Here is a 12,121-nt window from a genome sequence, read left to right as displayed (position 1 = left end):
AGTGCGATCCCGCCCTGTTATCTTCCCCGAAGCATGAGCGATGGCTTGCATCAACTGAGTTATCGATAAATCATGAAACTAGAAAACAAAATGGTATACCTAATTAAAGCTCTACGAATAGTTTTTAATTGGGTATAACGTAGTAAGCAGCAACCATCACAAGGTTGTGATGGCCAGAGAATAAATACTTAACAGGAAAGAAATGTAACCTCTTTGGAACAATTCAAGCCCTCCCTTTTTTACCTGGGAGTATACAATTAGTACGCTCCTCCAGTCTGATGAGGTTATATCTCTAAACATCCCCACTCTGGAAAGTATTTACGTACATACGCATTCAAGTCTTTCTCTGCTTGAGAATACACACGACCTTGCTCTTCACTTCCATCTATCACAGATTCAACCATACCGGCACCAACTGTCACATTGGTGTGGCGGTCAATCACAATGAACGCACCGGTTTGCGGCAAAGCTTTATAAGTGTCCACGGCAATCTTATCAGTCAATGAAATCTCTGACAGTGCGATTTCATTCAGTTCCAAAGACTCACTGTTTTCTGCATGTTGTTCTAGCGTGTTCACATCAATCTTGTGTGGGATTGCGGTCACTTTGCCCGCACACGATTTGGTCGCAAACTTAAAGGTATACTCTTTGTGCGTGCGCATTGGGTTTTCATCCATCCACACCACGTGCGCTTGCACTTTGTTGGTCACATTTGGCTCATGACCGTTGTGTACAAGCATGTCGCCACGTGACACATCAATCTCATCTTCAAGCGTTATAGTTATCGCTTGACCAGGACGTGCGGCTTCAAGTTCACCGTCAAAGGTGTAGATAGACTTGATACGAGATTGTTTACCTGATGGTAGCGCCGTAACTTCATCACCGACTTGAATAAGACCAGAGGCTAGAGTGCCGCAGAAACCGCGGAAGTTCAGGTTCGGGCGATTTACATACTGCACAGGGAAGCGCATGTGCTCCAAGTCTTTGTCTTGGTCGATTTTCACCGTCTCAAGCAGTTTCATCAAAGTTGCGCCTGGGTACCAGTCCATTTCCTCGCTTGGAGTCACCACGTTGTCACCCTTCAGCGCTGAGATTGGTACAAAACGAATATCGTCGATGTTGAAGTTCTTCGCCATCTCACGGTAATCTGCTTTAATCTTCTGATACACCTCTTGGCTGTAGTCCATCAAGTCCATCTTATTAATAGCCACAATTATATGCTTAATGCCCAATAGACTGCATATGTAGCTATGACGACGAGTTTGAGTTTGAATACCGTAACGTGCGTCTACCATAACAATCGCCAACTCACATGTTGACGCGCCTGTTACCATGTTACGAGTATATTGCTCGTGCCCTGGAGTATCAGCGATGATGAACTTACGTTTATCCGTTGAGAAGTAACGGTATGCTACATCAATCGTAATACCTTGCTCTCGTTCTGACTGCAGACCATCCACCAAAAGCGCCAAATCGAAATCGCCATCGGTGGTGTTGAATTTCTGAGAGTCTTTCTCAATCGCTGCCATTTGGTCTTCGTAAATCAACTTTGAATCGTAAAGCAGACGACCAATCAGTGTAGACTTACCATCATCAACGTTACCGCAAGTGAGAAAGCGCAATAAATCTTTGTTTTCATGAACTTTCAGATATGCTTCGATATCCGTTGCGATAAGTTCTGAGCTGTGAGACATATCGTTCTCCTAATCTTCTTTTTCAGGCTTCAATGCCCAGTATAATGGGGTTGTCTACTCGAATGCTTTGCACTCTAGAGTGTGGGAGCTTTTGCTCCACATTACAGAAAGTGACTGTGTACCTTCCGCAATTACATTTCATTTAATGAGCGTAATACGCTGACAACGTGTTGATGAACTTCTGCTTGTCATCTAGCGTTAACGCGTTAATGCCTGCAGCTGCTTTACGACCACCACCAGTTGGAAACAATGAGCAGATGTCATCCGCACCCACACGGTTGTTCAATGGTGCACGCACGCTCACCGTGTAATCTTGCTCGCTTGCATTTAGCGTTAATACTGCATGCGCTAAATCAGGGCTTTGATTTGCGAGCTCGTTGCCAAACACACCACTAATGCGCCTTGCCCAGGCTTCACACGGCAGCTCAAACACTTTACATTGTGTGTCCGAGTGAACCGATTTGACGCTCAGCACTTGGTTACGATCTAGCTCATAGCCTTTTTTCAGCGTATGGTATGGCGAGCTCTCATCATCGAGTAGCGATAACGGGTCTGCGTAGGCTGTCAATTGTTGATACAGGTCTGCCGGGGCAATGTGCAAATCATTCAGCACTGCGCCATAGCCGTTGTAGTTAATCAATGTACCCAGCTCTTTTAAGAACTCGATTTCTGATTCGGTTAAGCTAATCTCTTGTGCTAGCTTATTGGCTGAAGCAAACAGATTGTCACCAAACGCGGCCGCAACGGCCCATTTAGCGAACTGTCCGCCTAGGCGATTATTAACCAGTAAACTGGTACACATTTCTGCATCCAAATTAATTAGTGCATCTAGGTTGTCTGACTGTGGTATATCGCCGCTACGGTGATGGTCGCAATAAAACACTTTCACGTTGTTTTGCAAAAGCACTTCCAGTTCTGGTAGGTTTTTCTCCATGGAGATATCCAGCGCCGTCACTGATTCTGCTTGGTCAATATCCACTTGCTTCAGCAGTTGAATGTCACGTTTCACGCCGGTAACCAATATAGATTCTTTGGGCTCTGCGAATCTCAGTTGCAACAAGGCAATGATGCCATCAGCATCACCGTTAAATACGTCATAATGCATTAATACTGTTCTCCTAACTGCAAGTAACCTTTTTTCTCAAGTTCAGCCACGACAAAATCCGCACAAGCTTCAATCGATAGCTCAGCCGTATGCAGATGGATTTCAGGGTTTACCGGTGCTTGGTATTCTGAGTCGATGCCTGTGAAGTGTTTAATCTCACCTGCGCGTGCTTTCTTGTAGAGCCCTTTAGGGTCGCGAGCTTCACACACATCTAGCGGTGTATCGACAAACACTTCAAGAAATTCGCCTTCAGTTACCAATTCACGCACTTGTTGGCGATCAGAAATAAACGGCGAGATAAACGCAGTTAACACAATATTGCCCGCATCAACAAACAGCTTAGCTACCTCACCGATGCGGCGGATATTTTCAATGCGGTCTGTATCTGAAAAACCTAAATCTCTATTAAGACCATGACGCACATTATCGCCATCAAGCAGATAACTGTGCTTGCCCATTTGCAGCAGTTTACTTTCAACGGCATTTGCAACGGTGGATTTACCGGAACCACTTAAACCGGTGAACCAAAGTATGACTGGCTTTTGCCCTTTTTGAGCCACACGATCTTGATGGGTCACTGTTGAGTTATGCCACACGACATCTTCACTCACCGAGTCATTGCTTTTATGTTGGTATGGAGTCGTCATAACAGTTTAGAAATACCCTTCGCGTTTCTTCTTCTCCATTGAGCCAGAAGAATCATGATCAATGGCACGGCCTTGGCGTTCAGACGTTGTGGTTAGTAGCATCTCTTGGATAATTTCTGGCAACGTCGCGGCTTCAGACTCTACCGCACCCGTCAACGGGTAACAGCCAAGCGTACGGAAACGAACCATCTTTTCTTCAATCACCTCACCTTCTTTGAGCTCCATACGCTCATCGTCTTTCATTATGAGCATGCCGTCACGCTTAATCACTGGACGTTTTGCCGCTAGGTATAATCCTGGAATTTCAATGTTCTCTAGGTAGATGTATTGCCAGATATCCAGCTCAGTCCAGTTTGACAAAGGGAACACTCGAATGCTCTCGCCTTTATTTACCTTGCCGTTATACACATCCCATAGCTCAGGGCGTTGATTCTTTGGATCCCATCGATGATGCTCATCGCGGAAGGAATAAACACGCTCTTTGGCTCGAGACTTTTCTTCATCACGGCGTGCGCCTCCAAATGCAGCATCAAAGCCATGCTTGTCCAGAGCTTGCTTCAAGCCTTGGGTTTTCATGATGTCAGTATGTACAGAACTGCCATGGACAAATGGGCTGATGTCCATCTCAACCCCTTCAGGGTTTTGATGCACAATCAACTTCATACCTACTTTTTCTGCCATATAGTCACGAAACTGAATCATTTCTTTAAACTTCCACGTGGTATCTACGTGCATTAACGGGAACGGAGGAGTCGCTGGCGCAAATGCTTTTTGCGCTAGGTGGAGCATCACCGAAGAATCTTTACCAACAGAATATAGCATTACCGGGTTATCAAACTCAGCGGCAACCTCACGCATGATATGAATAGACTCAGCTTCTAGTTGCTTTAGATGAGTCATACGCTCTGGAGAAATATTCATTTCAAAGAAGTCCTTAAATTACAATCCAATAAAGGCTGGAATTGCGGTTAACACAATCACGCCATAAAGCAGGCACATCGGCACACCTACTTTCACAAAATCTTGCAGTTTATACTGACCCGCATTAAACACCATCAGGTTAGTTTGGTAACCATACGGACTAATAAAACTGGCGCTGGCGCCAAACGCTACTGCGAGTATATACGCTTGAGGGTTTGCAGATAAACTCGAAGCCAGTTCAACTCCAATAGGAAGTACGAGAGCTGCAGCCGCATTGTTAGTGACTAACTCTGTCATCATCCATGCCAATACATAAACAACAATCAAGCCAGTCAGTGGAGTAAACAAATAGTCATATGAATGAACCATTGTTTCTAACCCACTCAAAGCACCACTATTCGTTAAAGCCTGAGACAAAAGCAGGGCTGAGGATATAATCAACCAAATATTTTTAGGCAAACGCTGCAGAACCTCATTAGCCGTTAAACACCCTGACAACAATAGTGCACCTAATAATATCAGCATCACTTTAAAAAGAGACACAACACCTAACGCTGCCAATAAGATAGAACCGAGAAAGCCAACAACAGTCAGCTTTTCTCTCCAGCCACCTAAGCACAGATCCGTTTCGACTTCGCTCAATAAGTAAAAATTCTTACGGATATTATTTCTAGAGTAGTGATCGTTTCCGACTGCAAGTACTAAGTAATCACCGGCCTCAAGCGTCACCTCGCCGAGCTTGCCCGATAGCGCCACCCCATCGCGTTTAATCGCAACGACAGCAGCATCAAACAAAGCACGAAAGCCTGAATGTTTAAGTGTTTTCCCAACCAAATTACTTTCCGGTTTAATGACCACTTCAGAAAGGTTATCAAGAGGTAAGCCGCTGTTACTCGCGAACAAAGAAAGGCCATTGAACTCCCTTAATATCGTTATCTTCTTCACGTCACCACTAAACAACAAGCGATCATTGGGTGCAATAATCTCCTGAGGAGTAACAGGCGATATCAAGCGCCCCTCTCTCAATATTTCAACCAAAAATAAGGACTCTAAATGTCGAAGACCATTTTGTTCTACAGACTTTCCGATTAGATCTGAATCTGAAGCGACTTCAGTATCGATAATATAGTCACGAATCTGAACTTGGCCCTTATCGTACTCTGGCAATAATGGGCTTAATGCAAACAAAAGCGCCCCACAACCCACTACCAAACATAAGCCCACAACGGTAAAGTCGAAAAACCTCAAACTAGGCAAACCTGAGTCGATAACCAAACTATTGACGATTAAGTTAGTGGACGTTCCAACTAAGGTTAAGGTTCCACCCAGTATGGCCGCATAAGAAAGAGGGATAAGTAGTTTACTGGCTTTGTGGTGCGGATTGTTGCGGATCGGTGCCAACATAGTGGAAACGACCGCAGTATTGTTCAATATCGCTGAAGAAAAAGTGGTTAAGCTGAATAACCTGAGCAAGGTGAGACGATAATTAGGTCCAATAACATAGTTGGTAACTACTCTTAGTAGCTTCGTTTTCTCTAATGCTACAGAGCAAATAATCAACAGCATCAAAGTTAATAAACCCATATTTGAAAAGCTTTGGATAACCTGCTCTGTCGTAACAAGAGAGCTGGTAAAAAGCACTAACAACAATACACCAAACACTCTATCAGACTGAGATTGAAAGCGTATCAAGCTGCAAATTGTTGCAACGAACAAGCCAAGTACCTGAACAGCAGGATTCATTAACCAATCAAGCAAAACCAGTGCTCCAAATAAACGAACTAAGGTATGAGAATACAAACACCAAAGAGAACAGCCTATCATGGCGACATTATAGGCTTAAGTATAGTGACACCATAAAACAGGGAAATACAGGTGTCAGTTCATGGCTCTCGTCAACACTAAAATTAACTAACGAACACTGACTTCGCTACGTAAAGTGGTGGTTATCATTCAATAACCTACGCTCTGAACAGCCACATTCACTACACGTTTAGCCCCTTGCCTAAGCCTCATTACCATACAAAACTGATTCTAAAAAACGTCAAAGATAGGTAAGAAAACAAGAGGAAAATTAAACGCGGTCGCCCGAGCCTTTACCTAATACTGTTTGAATGATGTATTGAAAGTACAATTTAGTACTCAGCGTGTTAATCATTCGTTGATCCCACTCCGCGAGTTTTTCCGGTGTCGACATGTCGATATCATTGATTTGAGCCAACCCCGTAACACCGGGCCTTACCGCCAGCACGCCTCTCGATTCTCTCTCATTGATCAGCTCTTGCTGGTTGAATAAGCATGGTCGCGGGCCAACCAAACTCATTTCACCTTTCAGAACATTGTATAACTGTGGTAGTTCATCCAATTTAGTCTTGCGTAAGAACCCACCCAATTTAGTCACTGAACTCGCTCCAACTAAATGGGTCGCAACAGATTTGGTTTCGACAGGCATGGTTCTGAATTTGACCAAGGTGAATGGTTTTTTGTTGCGCCCTACTCGGGTTTGAAAAAAGACAGGCGACCCCGTGTCAAAGTAACCAAGGATACAAATAATGAGAAATGCTGGCCAAAGGAACAGCAAACCAAAGAAAGCAAAAAAGAAATCTAACAAACGAATCAAAATGTATGCCTTAAATCTCTGATTAAACAAATATGATGAATGGCATAAGTGCCGTTAATTAATAAAGTGTATTTTACTCACTTACGAATATGAACGTAAGACTCCTCTTAAAGCATATCAATGCGACTTCAAGTAGGCATCCACCGTCTTTTTAATCCCTTCTTCAAAAGTTACGGGAGGTACCCATCCCAAGATCTCTTTCGTCAAACGAGTCTCAACCTGAAGGCTACCGCATATTCTCTGTGCAATGTGTTGTTTCTTTAATACTGAGGCTACCAATTGTATCCAGGACATTGGGATAGGTAAAAGCCTCGGTGTCTTATTCATTGATAAAGCGATAGTTTGCATTAATTGAGTAGTGGATACATCATGATTATCAGAAGCTAAGAACGTATGTCCGGGAGCTGAGGGGTGTTGACAACACGTCAGTATCAAGCTGCAGAGATTCTCTAGATAAACCAAACTTCTTTGGTTTTTTATAGCACCAAACGGTAATGGAATACCTTTATCAATCATACGCATCATAGATAAGAAGTTGGCTTTAACTCCCGGTCCATAAACTAATGGAGGCCTAATGATAACCACTTCTAGCCCTGTCTCTTTTGACAGCTGATTCAACTCGACTTCGGCTTCATACTTACTCAAGCCGTAAGGGTCTTGAGGGATATTACTTAGGTCAGGCTGAAATGGTGAGCCCGGCTCAGTAAATTCGCCATTAACTTTAATAGAGCTGACGAATACAAACCTTTTAACCCCGGCTTCAACGGCTTGCTTTGCAAGGTTCAACGTCCCAAGAGTGTTTATCTCTCGGTACGCAGCTTGGGCATCTAGCTCACTCTCATTCATTTGATGCACTCGAGCCGCACAATGAACAATACAATCCACACTTTCGAATACACCAGACCAATCGGTAGAAGCGTCAATGGAAGGAACAACCAAGCTATTAGTAAGTGGATCTATTTGCTTACGCATAACCGGAATGACTGCCCAGTCTCGCTTTCTGGCCAACTCAACAACTCTAGAGCCGACAAAACCTGTGCTACCTGTAACCAAAATTTTCATAATACAAAAAATCTAAATATTGAGTGAATAATGAACAACAATGACAGCAAAACTACTGAGCAACACAGAACCGTCAATTACAACTAGCTTACCGCACTCAACAACATTAAAATACATTCCAAAAACTATAACAATCAAATTTAAGACGCTCAGTGGCTCGCTAAGGAACACCATGATAAGACCAATACATATATTGCTTAATGCCAAACGCAAGAACAAGCGCTTCATCAGTATTGGCTATGATATTTTTGCTATCGTTGTTTCACTCTATTTAGCGATTGCCTTACGACTTGGAAACGCATTTTTTGAAGTAGAGGTCGAAGAGCTAATAACACTATTTGTAACTGTATCGATCACTATTTATAGCTTTGTAAAGTTAGGAATGTACCGAGCAGTCTTGCGTTATATGATGTTGCCCGCAGTTGGCAACATCTTCTTTGGTGTCATAATTTCCACTCTAGCATTAATCATGAGCGGATTTTTTTTCCACTCATTCATCCCTAGAAGTGTCCCATTTATATATGCTGGCTTGGCAACGCTGACATTAGGTGGTCCCAGAATACTCATCCGTTCAATTTATTATCACTGGTTTAAACGCCAAAAACCCAATGTATTTGTTTATGGAGCGGGGGCAACTGGTCGCGATTTAACGTATGCCCTAATTCAGGGAGACGAATACAATCCAGTCGTATTACTTGATGATGACCCAACGAAATCAGGTCAGATATTATTTGGACTTAAGGTCCATCACCCAAGTGAATTTGAACACCTTCAATCACTTTATCAACCCGTAAAGCTACTTTTAGCCATTAATGGGATCAATAAAGGCGAACGTCTCAGACTAGTGGAGAAGTTGTCACACTGGCCAATAGCAGTTCAATCAGTACCATCGGTAGAAGATATAGCTGCGGGTAAAGCAACAGCAACTGAAGTGAAAGATCTTGACGTCGCAGATCTACTTGGTAGAGCCGCAGTTGACCCAGATAAGGAGCTTTTAGCCCAAAACATTTTCAATAAGAATGTTATGGTTACTGGCGCAGGTGGCTCTATTGGCTCTGAGTTATGTCGACAAATCATGTCACAAAAGCCCAAAACACTCGTTCTATTTGAGCTCAATGAATACAATCTTTACAAAATCGACCAAGAGCTCAATTCAACAAAGATAAACTTAAAAAGCGAGACTCGAATCGTCGCAACTCTTGGATCCGTTCAAAGACAAAACCGGTTAGAGAAACTGATGGCAGCACATGAGGTTGAAACCGTTTACCATGCAGCAGCTTATAAACACGTCCCTTTAGTCGAAGATAATATTGTTGAAGGTGTTCGCAACAACGTTTTTGGTACGCTTGCGTGCGCTGAAGCTGCGATCCAAACAGGTGTGAAGAACTTTACTCTCATTTCGACAGATAAAGCAGTAAGACCAACTAACGTAATGGGCGCGACCAAACGTATGGCTGAACTGGTTCTTCAAGCTTTGGCTGATAAGCAAAATACCACCACTTTCACAATGGTACGCTTTGGCAATGTTTTGGGCTCTTCTGGGTCTGTTGTTCCACTGTTTAAAAAGCAAATAAAATGTGGCGGTCCTGTGACCGTAACCCACCCAGATATCATTCGCTACTTTATGCTTATTCCTGAGGCAGCTCAGCTTGTTATTCAAGCTGGTGCCATGGGCCACAACGGACAAGTATTTGTTCTTGATATGGGTGAACCCGTTAAGATTCTGGACCTTGCAAAACGCATGATTCATTTGATGGGTATGCAAGAGCATGTCGACGGGGATTCTCAAGAGGGCGATATATCTATAAAGTTCACCGGATTGCGCCCAGGAGAAAAACTTTATGAAGAGCTTTTGATTGGAGATAATGTGGAAGGAAGCGGCCATCAAAAAATAATGACGGCCAAAGAGCAGATGCTAAGTTGGAATGAGATGCAGCCTCTTTTAGAACAACTCGACGGGTGTTGCCATAACTTTGACGAAGAATGCATTATGACAATTCTATTAAATGCACCAACTGGTTATAAACCTAACTCTAACGAACAGCACTAATACTAATCTCTTCATAAACCTTGAGAGTTTTTTCAAAAACCATTTCTTGAGAAAACTCTTCTTCAACTTTTTTACGCCCTTGAATGCCAAACTCAAGCGTTTTTTCATCACTCTCCAGTAAGGTGCGTAAACAGTTAGCGAGTGATACAACATCGTCTGGCCTAGCCAATAAACCATTAACGTTATGTGATACAATTTCGCGACAGCCAACAACATCTGTCGTGATTATCGGTCTTTGGCAAGAAGCTGCCTCGATCAAAATACGAGGGACACCTTCACCATAAGTTGTAGGTAAACACACTATATCGTTTTCTTTTATAAGTTTAGGCATATCTTGCACGTTACCTAACCAATTGATATCACGTGAACTTGCCCAAGCCTTCACTTGGCGAAGAGGGATAGCAGAAGAAACATCATCATCAATAATCCCAGCAATGTTAAGCGTAAAGCTCAATCCTTGCTTTTCTAGCTCACGTTTTGCTAAAACTAGAGACTCCAATCCCTTTTCTTTTAAAAGCCTTGCACCAAATAAAACATTTTTATTTAAGGGAGCCAATGACGGGGCAAAGCGAGTCAAATCAATCCCGGCCCCCTTGATCACACGACCATTACTATGCTTTAAAATGCCGAGCTCACCAAATAGCTCAAAGTCTTCGTGATTCTCAAAAACAAAGCGAGAACTTGAAGAGGATATAAAGCGGTAGAGGTTAGCAATTATAAATTTCAACAATTTGAACTTTATTGCCTTAGAACTAAACACAGCGCCTAAACCAGTAACACTGTAAATAATTGGTTTTCGGTAAAAAAGTCTATTTAGTAAGCCAGCATATATATTAGGTTTGATTGTTACACAGTGTATTAAGTCAGGTTGAATTACATCTACTATTTTTATAAGGCTATAAGCACTAGTCATCTCTCGGAAAAAATTTACACTTTTTCGTTTGACAGATAATTGATGGCAAGTGAAACCTTTAGAAACTAATTCGTTTTTGATAATATCACTTGAAAAGCTGCTAACAATATGTATCTCAAAACCTAAAGACTTGAAATACTCAGCTCGTTCTAGCCAATGAAGGCGAAAATACCAATCAACATTTATTATATAAACGATCTTTTTACTCATACTTTCCAACTCGATTAATTAGACCGTGAAAGACCCCTTTTACAATGCATTTGAACTGCATAAATCTAGGTTTGAGATATACGCAAAAAATGAGCGCTTGTAGGCTTGACCTGATAATAGTGTAAACTTTCCAACCAAATGGTATATATGCTCTTTGTAATAAGCGGTAGAAATTACGATAATAATAGTAGTGACGAACTGGAGAGTGAGTTGTAAGGCTTTGACCGAAGACTTTCAACGGAGTGCCACCAACCTTATGATACATTTTTGCATTAAATGCAGCGATACATACATAATCTTTACACTTAGCTCTAAAACCCCACTCAATGTCAACACAGTCAATGAATAACTCCTCTTCCATATAACCAATATCATCAAGCGCATCCTTTGAAATGAGGCAACCAGAAGCTATCAGAAAGTCACATGGAGAGAAGGTGTTTTCACTTCTATCGCTTGAAAAAAATCTATTGACACTATACCTAGATGTGCGAATAAACAAACATTCAGAAAGTGTATCTTGATCTATATGAACAGGACCGACTGCACCAACTCTTTGTCCTTCAAGTTGAGCTGCTTGTCGAGCTGTAAACAGCTCTTTTACCATAGATTCAGATGGAACACTGTCTTGATCAAACAAAATAAAGTCAATAAAGCCATCATTTAGTGCCTTATTAATACCAATATTTTGAGCATATGCAATCCCCATATTGTCCGATAATAGTGTTACATCGATCTGTTCAGATTCATCTATATCTATTGGCATGGATGAATTATTATCAATTATATATATTTTTGAAACTTGTAGTTTCAATTTCTCGACTAATAACTTCAGTTCTTGATGGACGGGATTGAACGTAATAATTATCGCAGAAACTTCTTTTTTATTTTCAATCATAAAC

10 protein-coding genes are annotated in these 12,121 nt (G+C 42.1%); 1 reads left to right on the top strand and 9 read right to left on the bottom strand.

Translation table 11 applies throughout. The features are described from left to right. Nucleotides 1-284: 284 nt before the first annotated feature. The 7 genes from cysN to AB4493_RS21625 form a co-directional block, all read right to left on the bottom strand. Nucleotides 285-1,694, bottom strand: coding sequence for a sulfate adenylyltransferase subunit CysN (cysN, locus tag AB4493_RS21655; protein WP_372155806.1), 1,410 nt, complete (start codon nucleotides 1,692-1,694; stop codon nucleotides 285-287). A 142-nt stretch (nucleotides 1,695-1,836) separates the two neighbouring features. Beyond that, the gene (locus tag AB4493_RS21650; protein ID WP_372097634.1) at nucleotides 1,837-2,799 is read right to left on the bottom strand and encodes a DHH family phosphoesterase; all 963 of its coding nucleotides are present in this window, start codon (nucleotides 2,797-2,799) and stop codon (nucleotides 1,837-1,839) included. After that, nucleotides 2,799-3,446 (bottom strand): adenylyl-sulfate kinase, encoded by a 648-nt coding sequence (gene cysC / locus AB4493_RS21645; RefSeq protein ID WP_372097632.1) that lies wholly within the window; start codon nucleotides 3,444-3,446, stop codon nucleotides 2,799-2,801. Before cysC ends, AB4493_RS21650 begins: the two co-directional genes overlap by 1 nt. A gap of 6 nt (nucleotides 3,447-3,452) precedes the next feature. Beyond that, nucleotides 3,453-4,367 (bottom strand): sulfate adenylyltransferase subunit CysD, encoded by a 915-nt coding sequence (gene cysD, locus AB4493_RS21640; RefSeq protein WP_372155805.1) that lies wholly within the window; start codon nucleotides 4,365-4,367, stop codon nucleotides 3,453-3,455. Between the two features lie 18 nt (nucleotides 4,368-4,385). Continuing rightward, complete coding sequence (locus AB4493_RS21635; RefSeq protein WP_372155804.1) at nucleotides 4,386-6,125, bottom strand: SLC13 family permease; 1,740 nt, start codon at nucleotides 6,123-6,125, stop codon at nucleotides 4,386-4,388. Between the two features lie 316 nt (nucleotides 6,126-6,441). Further along, on the bottom strand, nucleotides 6,442-6,990 hold the full coding sequence (locus AB4493_RS21630; protein WP_372155808.1) for a sugar transferase: 549 nt from the start codon (nucleotides 6,988-6,990) through the stop codon (nucleotides 6,442-6,444). A 114-nt stretch (nucleotides 6,991-7,104) separates the two neighbouring features. Next, on the bottom strand, nucleotides 7,105-8,049 hold the full coding sequence (locus AB4493_RS21625) for a UDP-glucose 4-epimerase family protein (RefSeq protein WP_372155803.1): 945 nt from the start codon (nucleotides 8,047-8,049) through the stop codon (nucleotides 7,105-7,107). A 172-nt stretch (nucleotides 8,050-8,221) separates the two neighbouring features. Between AB4493_RS21625 and AB4493_RS21620 the strand changes: the two genes are divergently transcribed. Then, the gene (locus AB4493_RS21620) at nucleotides 8,222-10,099 is read left to right on the top strand and encodes a polysaccharide biosynthesis protein (protein WP_372155807.1); all 1,878 of its coding nucleotides are present in this window, start codon (nucleotides 8,222-8,224) and stop codon (nucleotides 10,097-10,099) included. On the opposite strand, the gene AB4493_RS21615 is transcribed toward AB4493_RS21620, so the two are convergent. Both AB4493_RS21615 and AB4493_RS21610 read right to left on the bottom strand, forming a co-directional pair. Then, a complete protein-coding gene (locus AB4493_RS21615; protein WP_372155802.1) occupies nucleotides 10,083-11,222 on the bottom strand; it encodes a glycosyltransferase family 4 protein in 1,140 nt (379 codons plus the stop codon). The genes AB4493_RS21620 and AB4493_RS21615 overlap by 17 nt on opposite strands. After that, nucleotides 11,215-12,121 (bottom strand): glycosyltransferase family 2 protein (locus AB4493_RS21610; RefSeq protein ID WP_372155801.1); only part of this gene is annotated, 907 nt, incomplete at its 5' end. The genes AB4493_RS21610 and AB4493_RS21615, both read right to left, overlap by 8 nt.

The organism is Vibrio sp. 10N.222.55.A1, assembly GCF_041473835.1.
GTDB classification, from domain to species: Bacteria; Pseudomonadota; Gammaproteobacteria; order Enterobacterales; family Vibrionaceae; genus Vibrio; species Vibrio crassostreae_C.
The sequence above is the reverse complement of the archived record's forward strand: the minus strand, read 5'-3'. Positions and strand labels throughout refer to the sequence as shown.

What these genes read in the sequence shown, in the direction of transcription:
- cysC (WP_372097632.1), bottom strand. Translation starts at nt 3,446, where the DNA reads ATGACGACTCCATACCAACATAAAAGCAATGACTCGGTGAGTGAAGAT.
- cysN (WP_372155806.1), bottom strand. Translation starts at nt 1,694, where the DNA reads ATGTCTCACAGCTCAGAACTTATCGCAACGGATATCGAAGCATATCTG.
- AB4493_RS21625 (WP_372155803.1), bottom strand. Translation starts at nt 8,049, where the DNA reads ATGAAAATTTTGGTTACAGGTAGCACAGGTTTTGTCGGCTCTAGAGTT.
- AB4493_RS21620 (WP_372155807.1), top strand. Translation starts at nt 8,222, where the DNA reads ATGATAAGACCAATACATATATTGCTTAATGCCAAACGCAAGAACAAG.
- AB4493_RS21615 (WP_372155802.1), bottom strand. Translation starts at nt 11,222, where the DNA reads ATGAGTAAAAAGATCGTTTATATAATAAATGTTGATTGGTATTTTCGC.
- cysD (WP_372155805.1), bottom strand. Translation starts at nt 4,367, where the DNA reads ATGAATATTTCTCCAGAGCGTATGACTCATCTAAAGCAACTAGAAGCT.
- AB4493_RS21650 (WP_372097634.1), bottom strand. Translation starts at nt 2,799, where the DNA reads ATGCATTATGACGTATTTAACGGTGATGCTGATGGCATCATTGCCTTG.